Origin of the sequence: Jiella mangrovi (assembly GCF_017815135.1) — a bacterium.
GTDB classification, from domain to species: Bacteria; Pseudomonadota; Alphaproteobacteria; order Rhizobiales; family Rhizobiaceae; genus Jiella; species Jiella mangrovi.
Genome location: NZ_JAGJCF010000023.1, coordinates 23,400 through 41,159, shown reverse-complemented (window position 1 = coordinate 41,159; position 17,760 = coordinate 23,400). Strand labels below are relative to the sequence as shown.

19 protein-coding genes are annotated in these 17,760 nt (G+C 65.1%); 7 read left to right on the top strand and 12 right to left on the bottom strand.

Features of this window, described 5'->3' with window-relative positions; translation table 11 throughout:
• Positions 1-1,083, bottom strand: coding sequence for a helix-turn-helix domain-containing protein (locus J6595_RS20690; protein ID WP_209597323.1), 1,083 nt, complete (start codon positions 1,081-1,083; stop codon positions 1-3).
• Between the two features lie 149 nt (positions 1,084-1,232).
• Between J6595_RS20690 and J6595_RS20685 the strand changes: the two genes are divergently transcribed.
• On the top strand, positions 1,233-2,333 hold the full coding sequence (locus tag J6595_RS20685) for an alpha/beta hydrolase family protein (RefSeq protein ID WP_209597321.1): 1,101 nt from the start codon (positions 1,233-1,235) through the stop codon (positions 2,331-2,333).
• Here the strand turns inward: J6595_RS20685 and J6595_RS20680 are convergent.
• Entirely contained in the window at positions 2,324-2,785 is a 462-nt protein-coding gene (locus tag J6595_RS20680; RefSeq protein WP_342453257.1) for an NUDIX domain-containing protein, read from the bottom strand. The genes J6595_RS20685 and J6595_RS20680 overlap by 10 nt on opposite strands.
• A 149-nt stretch (positions 2,786-2,934) precedes the next feature.
• On the opposite strand from J6595_RS20680, the gene J6595_RS20675 reads away from it, so the two are divergent.
• Positions 2,935-3,885 carry a metallophosphoesterase family protein gene (locus J6595_RS20675; RefSeq protein ID WP_209597319.1) on the top strand — a complete coding sequence of 317 codons (951 nt, stop codon included), beginning with the start codon at positions 2,935-2,937 and terminating at the stop codon, positions 3,883-3,885.
• 94 nt (positions 3,886-3,979) lie between these two features.
• Here the strand turns inward: J6595_RS20675 and J6595_RS20670 are convergent, their stop codons facing one another.
• From J6595_RS20670 to J6595_RS20630, 9 genes are all read right to left on the bottom strand, one after another.
• A complete protein-coding gene (locus J6595_RS20670) occupies positions 3,980-4,750 on the bottom strand; it encodes a polysaccharide deacetylase family protein (RefSeq protein WP_209597317.1) in 771 nt (256 codons plus the stop codon).
• Positions 4,751-4,963: 213 nt separating this feature from the next.
• Positions 4,964-5,230 (bottom strand): formate dehydrogenase subunit delta, encoded by a 267-nt coding sequence (locus J6595_RS20665; RefSeq protein WP_342453256.1) that lies wholly within the window; start codon positions 5,228-5,230, stop codon positions 4,964-4,966.
• Positions 5,220-6,119 (bottom strand): formate dehydrogenase accessory sulfurtransferase FdhD, encoded by a 900-nt coding sequence (gene fdhD, locus J6595_RS20660; RefSeq protein WP_209597315.1) that lies wholly within the window; start codon positions 6,117-6,119, stop codon positions 5,220-5,222. Before fdhD ends, J6595_RS20665 begins: the two co-directional genes overlap by 11 nt.
• Before the next feature lie 282 nt (positions 6,120-6,401).
• Positions 6,402-9,263 (bottom strand): formate dehydrogenase subunit alpha, encoded by a 2,862-nt coding sequence (gene fdhF / locus J6595_RS20655; RefSeq protein ID WP_209597313.1) that lies wholly within the window; start codon positions 9,261-9,263, stop codon positions 6,402-6,404.
• 79 nt (positions 9,264-9,342) lie between these two features.
• A complete protein-coding gene (locus J6595_RS20650) occupies positions 9,343-9,606 on the bottom strand; it encodes a CopG family antitoxin (protein WP_209597311.1) in 264 nt (87 codons plus the stop codon).
• A complete protein-coding gene (locus J6595_RS20645) occupies positions 9,593-9,886 on the bottom strand; it encodes a BrnT family toxin (RefSeq protein WP_209597309.1) in 294 nt (97 codons plus the stop codon). The genes J6595_RS20650 and J6595_RS20645 overlap by 14 nt, the downstream gene beginning before the upstream one ends.
• 10 nt (positions 9,887-9,896) lie before the next feature.
• Positions 9,897-11,450: a formate dehydrogenase beta subunit gene (locus J6595_RS20640; RefSeq protein ID WP_209597308.1), complete on the bottom strand. Its 1,554-nt coding sequence runs from the start codon at positions 11,448-11,450 to the stop codon at positions 9,897-9,899.
• Positions 11,447-11,920, bottom strand: a complete 474-nt coding sequence (locus J6595_RS20635; protein ID WP_209597306.1) for a formate dehydrogenase subunit gamma — start codon at positions 11,918-11,920, stop codon at positions 11,447-11,449. Before J6595_RS20635 ends, J6595_RS20640 begins: the two co-directional genes overlap by 4 nt.
• 188 nt (positions 11,921-12,108) lie before the next feature.
• A complete protein-coding gene (locus J6595_RS20630) occupies positions 12,109-12,993 on the bottom strand; it encodes a LysR family transcriptional regulator (protein WP_209597304.1) in 885 nt (294 codons plus the stop codon).
• A gap of 179 nt (positions 12,994-13,172) precedes the next feature.
• On the opposite strand from J6595_RS20630, the gene queF reads away from it, so the two are divergent.
• Both queF and ribB read left to right on the top strand, forming a co-directional pair.
• Complete coding sequence (gene queF / locus J6595_RS20625) at positions 13,173-13,631, top strand: preQ(1) synthase (protein WP_209597302.1); 459 nt, start codon at positions 13,173-13,175, stop codon at positions 13,629-13,631.
• A gap of 119 nt (positions 13,632-13,750) precedes the next feature.
• Positions 13,751-14,884, top strand: a complete 1,134-nt coding sequence (ribB, locus tag J6595_RS20620) for a 3,4-dihydroxy-2-butanone-4-phosphate synthase (protein ID WP_209597300.1) — start codon at positions 13,751-13,753, stop codon at positions 14,882-14,884.
• A gap of 95 nt (positions 14,885-14,979) precedes the next feature.
• Here ribB and pcaQ read toward each other — a convergent pair whose 3' ends face one another.
• A complete protein-coding gene (gene pcaQ, locus J6595_RS20615) occupies positions 14,980-15,903 on the bottom strand; it encodes a pca operon transcription factor PcaQ (RefSeq protein WP_209597298.1) in 924 nt (307 codons plus the stop codon).
• A 91-nt stretch (positions 15,904-15,994) separates the two neighbouring features.
• Between pcaQ and pcaC the strand changes: the two genes are divergently transcribed.
• The 3 genes from pcaC to pcaG are packed head-to-tail and all read left to right on the top strand — an operon-like array spanning position 15,995 to position 17,744.
• On the top strand, positions 15,995-16,399 hold the full coding sequence (gene pcaC, locus J6595_RS20610) for a 4-carboxymuconolactone decarboxylase (protein ID WP_209597296.1): 405 nt from the start codon (positions 15,995-15,997) through the stop codon (positions 16,397-16,399).
• Positions 16,396-17,118, top strand: coding sequence for a protocatechuate 3,4-dioxygenase subunit beta (pcaH, locus tag J6595_RS20605; protein WP_209597294.1), 723 nt, complete (start codon positions 16,396-16,398; stop codon positions 17,116-17,118). The genes pcaC and pcaH overlap by 4 nt, the downstream gene beginning before the upstream one ends.
• Positions 17,118-17,744, top strand: a complete 627-nt coding sequence (gene pcaG / locus J6595_RS20600; RefSeq protein ID WP_209597292.1) for a protocatechuate 3,4-dioxygenase subunit alpha — start codon at positions 17,118-17,120, stop codon at positions 17,742-17,744. Before pcaH ends, pcaG begins: the two co-directional genes overlap by 1 nt.
• Positions 17,745-17,760 lie beyond the last annotated feature (16 nt).

Below are 17,760 nucleotides of genomic sequence, written 5' to 3'. Positions count from 1 at the left end.
TTACAGCCGTGACGGCTGCGGCAGCGAGTGAAAGTCCTGTCGCTCGAGCGCTCCGGTTGCCGCCGCCCACTCCGTCGGTGCCCGCCCGGTCACCCGGCGGAACTCGCGGTTGAAATTCGACTTGGTGACAAAGCCGCTGTCCAGCATCGCCTCGGTTACCGAGCGCCCAGCTTCCAGAGCCTCGCAGGCGGCGGCGACCCGAAAACCGTTCACATAGCGTGAGACATTCTCGCCGGTGCGGCGGTTGATAGCCTCCGATACCCGCTTGGCCGGCAGGCCCAACCGGCGCGCAATGCGGGCGAGCGTCAGCTCACTGTCGCGGTAGAGCCTCTGTCCGGCGAGAAGCTGGGCGGTGTCGGCCAAGATCGCGGCATCGCGTTCGCGTTCTGCCGCGCTTTCCGCCTCGGGTGCGTCCGGCCTTGCGGTGTCGCCTTCCGGCGCAGCTGCTTCCTCCGGCTCCTCCGCCGGTGGATGGAGGCTGCGCGACGATGCGAGAATGCCGATCCAAAGGAGCGTCGCGCTCGTTCCGAAACTCACGATCCAGGCCTTCAGCCATGCGCCGCCAGCGAGGACGGCAAGGGCGATCGCCATGTCGCTCAACGCCGACAAGAGCAGCATGACCGCGATCGCCCGCCAGACCAGCGGCGGCCAGTCGCCGGCATCGAGCCGCGCTTCGGGCAGAGCGTCGGCTCCCTCGCGCAAAGCCATCAGCATCGCGCCACCATAGCCGGCGAAGATCGCCACGACCGCGACGTCGATGACCTCACGGGCGGTCCAGACGCAGAAGCCGGTGAAGGCCGGGGCCAGAAGGTGCAGAAACCGTTCGGCGCCCGCTCGGCCGAGCCCTTGCGCCGACCGAAGCGCCAGAAAGGCGATCGGGGGGATCGTCACGGCCGTGATGGGCTGGAGATAGCGACAGCCTGGCAGCTGATAATACTGGCCCAGAGCGTTGACCACGCCCTGGACGATGCAGGCGGCAAGCAGGATCGCGAGCGGCGTCGAGATCCTGTTCGCAAGGAGCAGACGCGCCAGAAGATAGGCAAGAGCGAGAGAAACGACGATCGAGATGGGCAGGGCAAGCATCGGGCGCTCCGGTGATGTCAGTTCATCGATAGGCCTCGAACGGGTTCGGCGCGACCTCAAACCGGATCGAGGACGCGCAATCTCGGCTTCCACGGGCATCGATGACGGCGGCCATCCGGCCTTCGATCACCGTTCAAGGGACAGCCGACATGAATTTCCGCCCCATTCGCCTCGCCACACTTGCCGCAGCGCTTTGCGCCAGCCTTCCTGCTGGCACTGCACCTGCAGATGCCGCACCGACGCAAGCCGTGCCCATCGAGCCCATCGCCGGTTACGATCGCTTCGACATTCGTGTCGATCACCGTGCCGTCCTCGTCGCAGGCTCGATCTGGTATCCCGCGACGGCCCGAACCTTTACCGTCCCGGTCGGCGACAATGGGGTCTTCGAGGGAACGCCGGCCCTCCTCGGCGCGGCGGCGGCAAAGGGCAAGCATCCGTTGATCCTGCTCTCGCACGGTTCCGGCGGCAACATGGACGGGCTGGGCTGGCTGTCCTCGCAGCTGGCGCTGCGCGGCGCGCTTGTCGTCGCCGTCAATCATCCCGGCACGACGTCGGGCGATTCCTCGCCGCGCCGGCTCCCGCGCATCGACCAAAGGGCGAAGGATCTGTCCGCCGCCCTCGATGCCGTTCTTGCCAATCCGAGCTTCGGTCCGCTGGTCGATCAAAGCCGCATCAGCGCCCTCGGCTTCTCCCTTGGCGGGACCACCGTCCTCGACCTCGCGGGCGGGCAGTACGAACGCGCGAAGTTCCGGACCTACTGCCAGACTTTCAGCCAACAGGAGGACTGCGTCTTCTACCGCAGAGGCAGCGTCGATTTCGACCACCTTCCGCAGGAGATGGAGGCTGACGTTCGCGATCCCCGCGTCTCGGCAATCGTCGCGATAGATCCGGACCTCACCGGCTCACTGTCCGACAAGAGCATCCGGGCAATGAAACTGCCGATCCAGCTGATCAACCTCGGCGCCCCGGCCCCTTTTCCAGGCGTCGACGTTTCAGCCGCGGGCTCCAATCTCGTCGCCCGTCTCCCCGACGCCACCCACGAGATGATCCGCCCCGCTGGTCACTTCACCTTCCTCGGTCTTTGCAAGCCGGGCGCGCTACAGCTCTTGGAGGAAGCACAGGAGGATCCGATCTGCACCGACCCCGCCGGCTCCGATCGCGCGGCGATCCATGCCAAGGCAGTCGATGCGATCGCAAGGTTCCTCGGCCTGACTTCAGCTCCCGGCGAAGCGAAGGACGCTCACCAATAGGGATCGATCGGTTGCCGGCCGGCAAGTTCGTCGAGCCGGCGCCGCGTCGCCTCCGTCGTCCCCTCGGGGAGATCGTCGAGATCGAAGAACCCGGTCTCGGCGATCTCCCTGTCGGGCATCTTGAGCGCGCTTCGCCGGAAGCCGCCGCTACGGTAAAGGAGAACGTGATCGCGATTGGAGGCCGCGCGATTGAAATAGACGGAAACCAGCGTCGGCGGCTCGTCGAGCTCGACGTTCCCCTCCTCCAGCAGCTCGCGGCAGATTGCCTCAGCCGCCGTCTCGCCCGGATCGACGCCGCCGCCGGGAAGATACCAGCCGGACACATAGGTATGGCGCACCAGAAAGATGCGTTCGTCGGCATCGAAGACCGCCGCGCGCACACCAAGGGTCATCGGCCGCGCCAGAAGATGAGCGCCGTGCATCGCCGTAATCAGTAATTTCTGAAACCGCACGGTTCCGTTCTCTCTCGTCGTGTCTACAATTGATTCAACGAACGGGGCCGCGAAGCCGATCATCGCCGACGCCTGCGACAAAACACAAGGCTCGCCCGGTGGCCATCGATGCTGCCGGAAAAAATGCCGAATTCAGATCGAGGAAACGAATGTTCCGACTTGCCCATCTCTCCGACATCCATCTCGGACCGCTGCCGGAACTCTCCTTCCGCGAGCTCGCCTCCAAACGCATCACCGGTTACGTCAACTGGCACCGCAACCGACGCCGGGCAATGTTCGGCGATACGCTGTCCAATCTCGTCCAGGACATCAAGGACGAAGCGCCTGACCATGTCGCCGTCACCGGAGATCTGGTCAATCTGGGCACCAAGAAGGAATCGATCGCGGCCCGTCTGTGGCTGGAAGATCTCGGCACCCCGCATGACGTTTCGGTCGTGCCCGGCAATCACGACGCCTATGTCCCCGGCGCTCTGAAACGCTCCTACAAGGAGTGGAACGAATATATGGTCGGGGACAATGCGCTTTCGGCGGTCGGCAGTTCGTTTCCCTATATGCGCTGCCGTGGCCCGGTCGCCATCCTCGGCGTCTCGACGGCAGAGGCGACGGCGCCGTTTTTTGCGACCGGCACGTTCAAGCGGCGTCAGGCGCTGGCTCTCGCCGGCCTTCTGGAACGGGCGAAGGAAACCGGCCATTTCCGTATCGTGATGATCCACCACCCCCCGATCTCGGGCTCGACCTCGTGGCACAAGCGCCTGATCGGCAAGCAGTTCTTCTCCAAGGTGATGCGCGAGGTCGGGGCAGAGCTCGTGCTCCACGGTCATACCCATCTCGACACGCTCTACTGGCTCGACGGCCCGGAGGGCAAGATCCCCGTCGTCGGCGTTCCCTCGGCGAGCCAGGGTCCGGGCGGCAACACGCCGGCCTCGCGCTACAACCTGTTCGAGATCACCGGCGAGCCGGGCAGCTGGTCGCTGATCCAGCGCGAGCGCGGCATGCGCGAGCGCGAAAGCGGCATCGGCTGGGTGCGCGAAAGAGAGCTTCTGTCCGATGGCCGCGCGATCGACGCGGCTCCCCGCCAGGACGCCAAGGAGGCCGTCTGAGCCGTTCAGCCGGTGTTCCGACCCCGCTGACGTGGTCATGGCAGAAGGCCTGTCGCTTTGCGGGAGAGCCGCGACGTCGAGGACCCTTAAGCGCTCAAAGCCCTGCCACCTGTGGTGCCTGATCGGCCGGGACGAGGCGCACCACCTTGTAGCCGCGCTTTTCGAGTTCGGCGAGGAAGCCAGGCAGCATGGCCGCCGTCCTGTTCTGGATGTCGTGCATCAGGATGATGCCGCGCCCGTGCTTTTCAAGGGCCCGCAAAGTGCGGTCGCGAACCGCCGCAGGTCCATCGCGAAAGTAGTCCTTGGAATCGATGTCGACATCGATCGTGACGATACCCTCGCCGGCAAGGCGATGTCTCAGCGTTGCGGTATCGGCGAGATAGGGGAAGCAAAAGAAGGGCGCCGGCTTCAGGCCGATCGGCGCCAACGCCTCCGCGACGCTGATTTCGCCCTTGCGGATCTCGGCCATCGCAGCCGCATCGCTCATCGTCCTGAGGTTGGGATGGCGATAGGTGTGGGTGCCGATCGTATGGCCGGCCTCGGCGACGTCGCGGGCGATCTGGGGATAGGCCTTGGCCATCTGCCCGACCATCAGGAACGTCGCGCTGACGCCATAGTCGCCGAGGGCTTTCAGGATCTTGTGGGTCTTGCCCGGCATCGGGCCGTCATCAAAGGTGAGCACCACCTCCTTCGGCTCCAGCGCGATGTCGGAATATCGCGCGACGGCGATCGTCCGGCCCGAAAGCGTGGAGCCCACGGCCGGATGGAAGGATTCGAAGAACGGGAACGCAGTGCCGTTGTCGGCCGGCGTGTAGCCAAGGGCCGCGGTCTCGCTGATCACCACCGGCGTCGGCGAAAGGCGCATCGAGTAGCGCTCGTTTCCGGCACAACCTGCCAGAAGCGATGTTGCGAGGATGGCGGAAAGAAGAACTCGCGGGGAGCACATGGGGGCCGACCGGGGACTATTACGGATCCGGTCTTTGATAAGCCGTTAAGGTTAATCATCAGTTGCGCGCTCGAGCGCCCGCCCATCGAAGGCGGACCGCGAACAAGGGCTGAGGTTTGGCGGCGAAGGCCTTCAGGCGAGAGACGGATCGTTCTGGTTGGGAGCGCCGCTCCCCGTCGGCGCCTCCGGGCGCCGGATGGAATCCATCGCCTCGAGCACCAGTTCGTGCATGCCTTCGGTCCTGCCGCCGTCCACCCGCTCGAACAGCTGGCTGCGCATGCGCGGCTCCCAGAACTTGTTGATGTGGTCGGCGACGCCCTTCGAGCGCGCGCCTTCCTTCGCGGATTCGAAGAATTTGGCGATCTGGTTCGCCATATAGACGAGCTTGTCACGTTCCACGGGCGGCTCTCCCCTCAATCAGCTGCTGTTCATTGTCATCGACAGTCGGCGCCAGACCGGCCGCGCCCACGATTCTCTCGGGATGCGAAAACACCTCGAATTCCGCGCCGCGCACGACCGCAACGAGGGTGATCCCGGCCGCCTTTGCCTCGCCGATCGCCAGCGCCGTCGGGGCGGAAACCGCGGCAATCAGCCCGCATCCCATCCGCGCCGCCTTCTGGATCAGCTCGACAGAGACGCGGCTGGTGATGGTGAGAAACCCGTCTTTCGGATCGATCCCAACCCGGCCGAGATGCCCCGCGACCTTGTCCAGCGCATTGTGCCGGCCGACGTCCTCACGCGTCACGACGGGGCCCCTGCCCGGCTCGGTGTCCGCGCGATGAAAGGCCGCCGCATGGACGGCCCGCGTCAGCCGGCTGAGATCCTGCTCCCGCGCCATGGCAGCGACGGCGGCCGCAATTGCCTCAGGCCGGATCGACCTGGCCGCGCCCGTCTCGACCGTTGGAAGAACGGGAGCCGCCAGCTCAAGCGATTCGACGCCGCACAAGCCGCAGCCGACCGGCCCCGTCATCTGCCGGCGGCGGGCGACATAGGTCTTCGCCCGCGCTTCGACCAGCCGGATCTGGCAGTCGATGCCGACCTCGGTCTCGACGATCTCCAGATGCTCGATCTCGTCCAGCCGATCGACGATCCGCTCGTTGAGGACGAGGCCGATCGCCATGTCCTCGAGATCTGCGGGCGTCGCCATCATCACCGCATGGGTCGAGCCGCCGATCGAGATCGCCACGGCGATTTCAGCCGGGACGGCGCGGGTGCCCTGGTGAAAGGTCCCGCCCCGGAAGACGATCGTCTCGGCGTTTGTCGATGCGGTCTGATCGGTCGGGGTCATGGGCAGACGGACTTTCCGACCGGCCGGGCTGGAGGCCTCCTGAAAGAACGCGGGCGGCGGCTATACCCCCCTCTGCCTGCCGGCATCTCCCCCACAAGGGGGGAGATCGACGCGGCCTCGGCTGCCGCGCTCCAAATCATCGCTGGACAGTGCCGTGACGCAAGCCGGTATGGAGCCTGCATAGACGCGCCCGATCTCCCCCCTTGTGGGGGAGATGTCCGGCAGGACAGAGGGGTGTGCCTGCGCATCCGCTTATCGCCCGCTTGACGACGTCGATCCCAGCTACTCCGCCGCCTCGGCCGGCGCGATGCGACGGCTTTCCATCGCCAGCTCGCGGTAGTCGTCCTGCCATTCGGTCGGCCCGTTTGACGGCGAAATCTGCACCGCCGTCACCTTGTATTCCGGGCAGTTCGTCGCCCAGTCGGAGAAGTCGGTGGTGATCACGTTGGCCTGGGTCATCGGATGGTGGAAGGTCGTGTAGACGACGCCCGGCGCGACCCGGTCGGTGATCTTCGCCTTGATCGAGGTCTCGCCCGCCCGGCTCTGCAGCTTCACCCAGTCGCCGTCGCGCACGCCGCGCTGTTCGGCGTCGTGCGGATGGATCTCGAGAAGGTCCTCGTCATGCCAGACGACGTTGCCCGTCCGCCGCGTCTGGGCGCCGACATTGTACTGGGAGAGGATCCGGCCGGTGGTGAGCAGCAGCGGGAAGCGCGGTCCCGTCCGCTCGTCCGTCGCGACATATTCCGTCATGATGAACTTGCCCTTGCCGCGCATGAACGTGTCCACATGCATGATCGGCGAGCCTTCGGGATGCGCCTCGTTGCAGGGCCACTGCACCGAGCCCTTCTCCTCGAGAAGATCGTAGGTGACATTGGCGAAGGATGGCGTCGTCGCCGAAATCTCCGCCATGATCTCCGACGGATGGGAGTAGTTCATGTCCATGCCGATGGCCTGGGCCAGCATCTGCGTGACCTGCCAGTCCTCATAGCCGTTCTTCGGCGCCATGACCTTGCGCACGCGGTTGATGCGGCGCTCTGCATTGGTGAAGGTGCCGTTCTTTTCCAGGAAGGTCGAACCCGGCAGGAAGACGTTGGCGTAGTTCGCCGTCTCGTTCAGGAAGAGGTCGTGGACGATGAGGAGTTCCAGCGCGGCAAGGCCGGCCGAGACGTGCTTGGTGTCGGGATCGGACTGCAGGATGTCCTCGCCCTGGCAGTAGAGCCCCTTGAAGGTGCCCTCGACCGCCGCGTCGAACATGTTGGGGATGCGAAGGCCCGGCTCCTTGTCGATGGTGACGCCCCACAGCTCCTCGAAGGTCTCGCGCACGGCGTCCGTCGAGATGTGGCGGTAGCCCGGCAGCTCGTGCGGAAACGAGCCCATGTCGCAGGACCCTTGCACGTTGTTCTGGCCGCGCAGCGGATTCACGCCGACGCCCCGCCGGCCGATATTGCCGGTGGCCATGGCAAGGTTGGCGATGGCGATGACCGAGGTCGAGCCCTGGCTGTGCTCGGTGACGCCGAGGCCGTAATAGATCGCGCCGTTGCCGCCGGTGGCATAGAGCCTTGCGGCCTTGCGCACGTCCTCGGCCGGGACGCCGGTGATCGCTTCGACGGCTTCGGGCGAATGCCGGTCCTCGGCGACGAAGGCCGCCCATTCCTGGAACTCGTCCCATTCGCAGCGCTCGCGCACGAAGCTCTCGTTGACGAGCCCCTCGGTGACGATGACATGGGCGAGCGCGGTCAGCATCGCGACGTTGGTGCCGGGCGTCAGCGCCAGATGGTGGTCCGCCTTCACATGCGGCGTCTTGACGAGGTCGATGCGGCGCGGATCAATGACGATCAGCTTGGCGCCGGGCTCACCCGGCTTGCCGCGCAGACGCTTCTTCATCCGCGAGGCGAAGACCGGATGGCCGTCGGTCGGATTGGCGCCGATGACGAGGATCACGTCGGTATCCTCGACCGAGTCGAAGTCCTGCGTCCCCGCCGAGGTGCCGAAGGTGGAGTTCAGGCCATAGCCCGTCGGCGAATGGCAGACGCGGGCGCAGGTGTCGATGTTGTTGTTGCCGAAGCCCGCCCGCACCAGCTTCTGGACGAGATAGACCTCTTCATTGGTGCAGCGCGACGACGAGATGCCGCCCATGGCACCCTTGCCGTATTTCGCCTGGATGTCGTTGATCTTCGCCGCCGTAAAGGACAGCGCCTCCTCCCAGGAGACCTCCTTCCAGGGCTGCGTGTAGTGATCGCGGATCATCGGACCCAGGATCCGATCCTTGTGGGTCGCATAGCCGAGCGCGAAGCGGCCCTTGACGCAGCTATGGCCGCGATTGGCCTTGCCGTCCTTGTAGGGCACCATGCGCACCAGCTCCTCGCCGCGCATCTCCGCCTTGAAGGAGCAGCCGACGCCGCAATAGGCGCAGGTGGTGACGACGGAGTGCTCCGGCGTGCCGATCTCGATGACCGACTTTTCCTCCAGCGTCGCCGTCGGGCAGGCCTGGACGCAGGCGCCGCAGGAGACGCAGTCGGAGGAGAAGAAGTCGTCGAAGCTCGTGCCGGCGGAGATGATGGAATCGAAGCCCCGGCCCTCGACTGTCAGGGCAAAGGTCCCCTGAACCTCGTTACAGGCCCTGACGCAGCGCGAGCAGACGATGCATTTCGACGGATCGAACTGAAAGTAAGGGTTCGAAACGTCCTTCTCCTTGCCGAGATGGTTCTCGCCGTCATAGCCGTAGCGCACCTCGCGAAGGCCGACGGCGCCGGCCATGTCCTGCAGCTCGCAGTCGCCGTTGGCCGCGCAGGTCAGGCAGTCCAGCGGATGGTCGGAGATGTAGAGTTCCATCACCCCCTTGCGGATCGCCTTCAGCCGCTCGGTCTGGGTGGAGACCTTCATGCCCGCCGCGACCGGCGTCGTGCAGGAGGCCGGCGTGCCATTGCGCCCCTCCACCTCGACGACGCAGAGCCGGCAGGAGCCGAATGCGTCCATCATGTCGGTGGCGCAAAGCTTCGGAACCTGAACGCCCGCATCCATCGCCGCGCGCATCAGCGACGTGCCCTCCGGCACCGTCACTTCAACGCCGTCGATGGTGAGCGTCACGGTCTTTTCGGCCTTCGAAGCCGGTGTGCCGTAGTCGATTTCGCGAATGAGGCTCATGGTTTCCTCCCTGACACCAATTCGAACCGATCATTCGGGATCGGCGAATCGACGGTGAGACTGTTTGAGGGCGGCGCCTTCAGGCGACGCCGAGATCTTTCCTGACGAGGTCCATTATGTACTCGTCGATCGAAACGTTCTTCTCACGAGCCCTGTCGTCCACCCGGTAGAGCAGCTGGCTGGGCATCCTGATGCTGTAGAGGCTGTCGTCGCCGCGACGGCTGATCTGCATGGGCTTGAAACCCGAAAGGTCGTACTCCGACAGATCCGCCTCATCGACGAAGCGTTCGGCTTCCTCATCGGTCGCAAAGTGCGGTATCTGCTTGAGCTTAGTCTCGCTCATAAGTCCGTACCTCCTTCGAATGCATGTACCGGGCGCTGATCGGCCGGGCGTAAGACGTGTCGCCGCGCCGGCGAAGCGTGAAGACAACGAATATAGGTCGGCCCGACACGCTTCGCCCGATCGCTCGATATCGACGCTCCTGGGTCGAGTGGGTCAGATCTTCGAAGATCATCGGCGTCGCCCGCAAGGCGTATTCAGTATCGGCAATGGGCACGCCGTGCTTTCCGCACTTGTCACGATTGCCCTCGTCCCACTCGATGTCGTCGAAAATCGGCGTCATTCGATCGCCACTACTCCGCCGCGACCCGCATCGGCTCCCCGTGAAAATCCTCCGGAAAATGCCGGATCGCACTCATGACCGGGTAAGGCGTGAAGCCGCCCAGCGCACAGAGCGATCCGAACTTCATCGTGTTGCAGAGATCCTCGACCAAAGCGAGGTTCTCCGCCGGCCGCTCGCCGTCGATGATCTTCTTGACCGTCTCGTAGCCGCGCACCGCGCCCACCCGGCAGGGCGTGCACTTGCCGCAGCTTTCGATGGCACAGAACTCGAAGGCGAAGCGGGCCTGGGCCATCATATCGACGGTATCGTCGAAGACGACGATGCCGGCATGGCCGATCAGCCCGTCCTTCGCCGCGAAAGCCTCGTAGTCGAAGGGCGTGTCGAACAGCGATACCGGAAAGTATGCGCCGAGTGGTCCGCCGACCTGCGCAGCCCGCACCGGTCGTCCGGAGGCCGTACCGCCACCGATCTCGTTGACGATCTCGCCGAGCGTCATCCCGAAGGGCGCTTCGAAGAGACCGCCATGCTTGACGTTGCCGCCGAGCTGGATCGGGATGGTGCCCCGCGAGCGGCCCATGCCCATCTCCTTGTAGCCGTCGGCGCCCGCCGCCAGGATCTCCGGCGTCGAAGCCAGCGTGATGACGTTGTTGATGACCGTCGGCATGCCGAACAGGCCCTGGATCGCCGGAAGCGGCGGCTTGAAGCGCACCTGCCCGCGCTTGCCTTCCAGGCTGTCGAGCAGCGACGTCTCCTCGCCGCAGACATAGGCGCCCGCCCCGACCCGCACCTCGATGTCGAAGACGTGGCTCGACCCCAGCACCGAAGCGCCGAGAACGCCGCCCTCCTGCGCCCGGCGGATCGCCTCGCGCATGACGTCGATTGCGACGGGATATTCGGATCTGAGATAGATGTAGCCCTTGGTCGCGCCCGTCGCGACGCCCGCGATCGCCATGCCCTCGATCAGGCAGTAGGGATCGCCCTCCATGATCATCCGGTCGGCGAAGGTGCCTGAATCACCCTCGTCGGCATTGGCGACGATGTATTTGCGCGCGCCCGTGGCCTCGGCAACGGTCTTCCACTTGATGCCGGTCGGAAAGCCTGCCCCGCCGCGCCCGCGCAGGCCGGATTCGGTGACTTCGCCGACGATCGCGGCGGCGCCGATGCCGATCGCCCGCTCCAGCCCCTTCAGGCCGCCATGGGCCTTGTAGTCTTCCAGCGACAGCGGATCCGTGATGCCGCAGCGCTTGAAGGTGTGGCGGGTCTGGGCGCGAAAGAACGGGTGCTCCTCGACCTTGCCGATATGCTTGGGGTGCCCGGCACCCGACAGGATGCCGGCATCGACCAGCGCCTCGGCCTCGCCGGGTTCGATCGGCCCGTAGGCGATGCGCCCGTTCGGCGTCTCGACTTCGATCATCGGTTCGAGCCAGGCCATGCCCCGCGAGCCGTTCCGCACGATGTCGAAGGAGAGGCCGCGATTGGTCTTCAGTTGCTGAAATTCTTCCGCGATCGTGTCGGCGCCGCAAGCGACGGCGAAGGAATCGAGCGGGATGAAGAGCTTGCTCAAAGCCGTGCCTCCTCGACGAGCGCTCCGACCTTCGCCTCGGTGAGCCGGCCGATGATCCGCGCGCCCAGCATCGCCGAAGGCGCTGTCGCGCACAGCCCGAGACAATAGACGGCTTCGAGCGTTACCTGGCCGTCTGCGGTCGTCTCGCCAAAGCCGATGCCGAGGGCCTTTTCGAGCGCACCGGCAACGGCATCGGAGCCCGCCGCCTGACACGCTTCCGCCCGGCAGACCTTCAGGACGTGGCGGCCGGCCGGCTCTTTGCGGAAATCGTGGTAGAAGGTGACGACACCATGGACCTCGGCACGCGTGAGGTTCAGCTCGGCCGCGATCCGCCGCACGGCGGCCTCCGGCACGTGACCGAAGCGCTCCTGGACGTCATGCAGGATCGGTAGCATCGGACCTTCCAGCCCGCGCTTTTCCGCAATGATCTCAGCGACCTCGGCCTCGTCATATCTCGCCTGATAAACCAAGCGCTTGCCTCCCGGCCCTGGTTTTGAATTGTTCCAAGCACGGAACACCTCGATTGGCTGAAAATCAATCTGCAATCACCGTGCGCTGATAGATATTTTCTATCAAACCGACTTCGGGTTTTTGCCGGGTTGGAAAAGCGCGTCCCTCGCCCGATACAGACAGAGATCGACCCTTGCCCGATCGCCGGTCAAACCTCCCCGATCAACCGGGTCTCTGCCCAAAACGCGGCGACGATCGGCGGACGCAGCTCGCGCCTGGCGGTCACGAGACCGATGCGATAGCCGATGTCCGGCCCGGTGATCGGGATCGCGACGAGCGGATCGGCAAGGCCCAGAACCGCCGCCGAACGATGGGGCATGACCGTGGCGATGCCCGCGAGGCGGGTTTGCGACAAAAGCGCGATCATCGAATTCGATTCCATGACCGTGCGAAAATGCCGGCCGCCCGCGCCCAGATGGCGATTGAGAATCTGACGATTGTGCATGGTCGGGCTGAGAAGGCCGAGCTGCAGCGTCGCGACCTCTTCCCACAGGACCTCTTCGCGGTCGGCGAACTCGCTGCCCTGCCGGGTGACGAGGCAATAGCGCTCTTCGTAGAGCACGTGGGTGTCGAGCTTCTGCAGCCTTTCATCGTCGATATAGGTCAGGCCGATATCGATCTCGAAATTGCCGATGGCGGCGATGATTTCCGTCGCGGTCTGTGACGTCACGTCGAAGGTCACGTCGTCGTGCTTGCGGTGAAAGGGGGCAGTCAGGCGGGAGACGATCGCAAGGCTGGTGGGGACTGCACCGATCCGCAGATTTCCCGATAGGCCGCGCTTGGCGGTCTGAACCTCTTCGCGCATCGTGCGCACGTCGTCGGTGATCCGGCGCGCCCAGGCGAGCGCCCGCTCGCCCTCTTCCGTCAGCCCGCGATAGCGCGAACCGCGATTTACCAGCGTCGTGCCGAGCCGCCCTTCGAGCTGGCGGATGCCGGCCGACAGCGTCGGCTGGGTGATGCCGAGCCGATCCGCTGCCCGGCCGAAATGCCGCTCGGCGGCGAGCGCGATCAGATATTCCAGCTTGTCGATCATCTGCACTGTCTTTCTTCCGCGACCAGGCCCGCCGCCACAGCGCCAGCTGAGGCCGAGATCGACAGACATGATACGGCTGATGCTCCACCCGGCCCCATCGGACCACTTGCCAATGCGATCGGCAAGTCGCTTAGAGCCTGCTCGCAGACACGACGTTTGAAAATCCGGAGCGATCCACGATGTCCCACACGGAACTCTCGCAGCTCGGCCAGGCCACCCGCACGCCGACCTCCCCCGAAGAAGCCGTCCTCGAGACCGTCCCCTACACCCGCGGCGACGGACCGCCGGCGATCGTCCGCTTCACCTGCCCGGAATTCACCTCGCTCTGTCCGGTGACCGGCCAGCCGGATTTTGCCCACATCGTCATCGACTACGCGCCGGACGCGCGGCTGGTCGAATCGAAGTCGCTGAAACTGTTTCTCACGAGCTTCCGCAATCACGGCGCCTTCCACGAGGACTGCACCGTGATGATCGCCCGACGCGTCGTCGAGGCGACCAAGCCGCTCTGGCTGCGCATCGGCGGCTACTGGTATCCGCGCGGCGGCATCCCGATCGACGTGTTCTGGCAGACGGGGCCGGCACCTCAGAATGTCTATCTGCCGGATCAGGGCGTGCCGACCTATCGCGGCCGGGGATAAGGACGCGGGGGCCGGCTTATTGATCATTGCCGGCCTTGCGACGTAAAAGCGCGTCATCTCTCCCTCTTGCGGCCGGGCTTCGATCCGGCACCCGCAGATCATCATCGACAGGACCGACAATGACCGACCCGGATCTCACGCTCGATTCCATCGAAGATGCGATCGCCGCGATCGCAGAGGGTGAACTCGTCGTAGTCGTCGATGATACCGACCGCGAGAACGAGGGCGATCTGATCATGGCCGCCTCCAAGGCGACGCCGGAAAAGATGGCGTTCATGATCCGCCACACCAGCGGCATCATCTGCGTGCCGATGACCGGCGAACGCGCCGAGGCGCTGAACCTGCCGCCGATGGTCGCCAACAATCTCGATCCCATGCGCACCGCCTTCACCATCTCGGTCGATTACAAGGTCGGCATGACGACGGGCATCGCCGCCGAGGAGCGCGCCAACACCTGCCGCGCGCTGATGAACACCAATTGCGCGGCGAGCGACTTCATCCGCCCCGGCCATATCTTCCCGCTGATCGCCCGCGAGGGCGGCGTCCTCATCCGCTCCGGCCACACCGAGGCCGGCACCGATCTCGCCCGCCTCGCCGGCCTCGAGCCCGGCGGCGTCCTCGCCGAGATCGTCAATGACGACGGCACGGTCAAGCGCCTGCCAGAGCTCGTTCCCTTCGCCCGCGAACACGGGCTGAAGATCATCTCGATCGAGGATCTTATCTCCTATCGCGTGCGCCGCGAATCCTTCGTGACCTGCGTGCGGGAGGAGGAATTCAATTTCGCCGGTCTGCCGGGCCGGATCCGGGTCTATGAGACCCCGTTCGATGAGACCCAGCACTTCGCCTTCGTCCATGGCGACGTTCGCGGGCGCAGCAACGTGCCGACCCGCATTCACCGCGAACAGCCCATTGTCGACCTCATGTCCCGTGTCGGCGGCGGGCGGAACTGGGTCGATGTCACGGTCGACAAGATCAAGGCCGCCGGCCAGGGGATCGTCATGCTGCTGCGCTCGCCGCAGATCGACGAGTTCGAGGTGAGGCCCGATGCGGACGAAGGGCCCGTCACGGACGGCGAGCGACACCTGAGCGCGCGGCTTCGCCGTCAGCGCTGGCGCGAGGTCGGCGTCGGCGCGCAGATCCTGCGCGATCTTGGCGCGTCGTCGATCGCGGTCCTTGCCACTCACGAGCGATCCTATGTCGGCCTGACCGGCTTCGGCATCGAGGTCTGCGACACGATCCTGCTCAGCGAATGACGAAACTGCCCTGCGCCATTGGCCCTAAGCGGTGAGCGCGGATTCAAGGCCGTATACGCAGGCTCGGTAGCGGCCGTCGCAAAAGCGGCCAACGGTCAGCTTGCAGGATCGAGCTTCGTCACGGTCCGGCGAACCGCTTCCATGAACATGCGCAGCGCCGGCGAAGGATCGCCCTCCCCCCGCATGGTCAGCCCCACGGGTCCGAGGGTTTCGCGCGTCGGTATCGGCAGCTCGACCAGCATGCCCTCCGCCACGTCGAGCGCCACCACACCGGACGAGATGACCCAGACGGCATCCGTCTTGCGCACATAGGCGCGGCCGAAGGTTTCGGCGACGGTCTCGATCCGGTGGCCCGCGCGCCGGATGCCCTGGGCGATGAAGAACTGCTCCGCCATCACGCGGATCGCCGCGTTGCGATTGGGAAAGACGATCGGATAGTCGGCGATGGCCGAAACGTCCGCTCGGCCGACAAGCGGGTGGCCAGGCCGCACGACGAGAGAGATCCGTTCGGAATAGAGCTGGGAAAAGCTGAGATCGGCCATCATTTCCGGATTGCCGAGCCGGCCAATCACCAGATCGAGAGCGCCAGCCGCCAGCTCTGATAGAAGATAACCATTCGGTCCAGTTACGATTGCGAGACCGACTTCCGGCGCCACCCGGCCCATCTCGACCGCGGCCTCCGGGACGATGCGCGCGGCAACCGATGGGAGTGCCCCGATCGACAGTCTGAGACCGCCCGCCGCGAGCGTCTCGGAGACCCCCTCGATGCCCTGCCGAAGCGCCGCAAGGCTCGAGTTCGCATAGGCATGAAACATCTGGCCGACGGGTGTCAGCGATACGCCGCTGCGGCTACGCTCCATCAGCCGGGCGCCGAGCACCGCCTCCAGCTCCGCCAGCGTCTTCGAGACCGCCGGCTGCGACACATGCATCAGCTCCGCCGCCCTGCCGACACTCGCGCACCGTGCGACTTCGACGAAGGTTCTGAGGTGGCGAATTTTAATCCGGCGATCGATTTCCATAACTGACCGCTCATGTTAATTGCGCTTCTTATTCACTTTACATGACTTTTCGGCACTTTCATATTGCCGCCGTCAGGGAGCGAGGAGTGACATGCCAGAACGGCCGGACAATTCTTACGAGCGCGGAATGGCGACACGCCGGGCTGTGCTCGGCGCGGCGCATGTCGATGCCGCCCAGTCCTCGATCACGTCGATCGATCGCGATTTTCAGACCTTCATCACCGAAGGGGCATGGGGTTCGGTCTGGTCGCGGCCGCATTTCTCCAGGCGGGAACGCTCGATCGTGACGATTGCCCTGCTCGCCGCTCTCGGCCAGCACGAAGAACTCGCCATGCATATCCGCGCGACGCTGAACACCGGAGCAAGCCGGGAAGACGTGACCGAGGCACTGATGCATGTCGCCGTCTATGCCGGCGTGCCGGCCGCCAACCATGCCCTCAAGATCGCCAAGCGTGTCTATGGCGAGATCGACGACGCGAAGGGAGAAGCTCCATGAGCGGAGGTTCCTTTTATCAGCGGGATCGTCGCTGGCACCCTCCAGCCTATGATCCCGGCTACAAGACGAGCGTGACCCGTTCGCCGCAAAAGGCGCTGATTGCCCTCGACAACACCCTGTCGGAACTGACCGGGCCGGTCTTCGGCCACGACCTCCTCGGCCCTCTCGACGACGACCTGATCGCGAACTTCGCCAAGGACGGCGATCCGATCGGCCAGCGCATCATCGTCCATGGCCGCGTTCTCGACGAGGACGGCCGCCCCGTGCCGGGCGCGCTGATCGAAGTCTGGCAGGCCAATGCCGGCGGGCGCTACCGCCACAAGAAAGAGACCTACCTCGCGCCGCTCGATCCGAATTTCGGCGGATGCGGGAGGACGATTTCCGCCGAGGACGGCTCCTATCGGTTCCGCACCATCAAGCCCGGCCCCTATCCCTGGCCGAACGGCCCGAACGACTGGCGCCCCGCCCACATCCATTTCTCGATCTTCGGCCACGGCTTTGCCCAGCGGCTGATCACCCAGATGTATTTCGAAGGCGACCCCTTGATCTGGATGTGCCCGATCGTCGCGACCATTCCCGACAAGGCGGCGGTGGAGCGGCTGATCGCGCCGCTCGACATGGCCAACACGGTGCCGATGGATGCCCGGGCCTACAAGTTCGACATCGTCCTGCGCGGACGCCGCTCGACCCTGTTCGAGAACCGGATGGAGGGGAACTGATGGTCCAGCCCTTGAACCGGCTGAAGGAAAGCCCTTCGCAAACCGCCGGCCCCTACGTTCACATCGGCTGCACGCCGAATTTCAGCGGCGTCGAGAACGTCTTTCCCGAAGATCTCGGCAAGACGATGCTCAAACCCGAGACCAAGGGCGAGCGCATCCGCGTCGTCGGACGTGTCTTCGACGGCGTCGGCGCCGCGCTGAAGGACGCGCTGGTGGAAGTCTGGCAGGCCGATGCGGCCGGCCTTTATCCCTCGCCCCAGGAAAAGCGCGGCACGGCCGATCCAGGCTTTGCCGGCTTCGGCCGTTCGGCGGGCGACATGACGACGGGCGAGTTCGTCTTCGAGACGATCAAGCCGGGCAAGGTGCCGTTCAAGGACGGTCGTCCCCAGGCGCCGCACATCACCCTCTGGATCGTTGCTCGCGGCATCAATATCGGCCTCCACACGCGGCTTTACTTCGGCGACGAAGAGGCGGCCAACGACGCCGATCCGATCCTCTCGCGCATCGAGCACCGCGCCCGTGTCGCAACGCTGATCGCGCCGCGGACGATGGAAGGCGGCATGCCGACCTATCGCCACGACATCTTCCTGCAGGGCGAGAAGGAAACGATCTTCTTCGACATCTGAGGATCGGCGGCTGGGT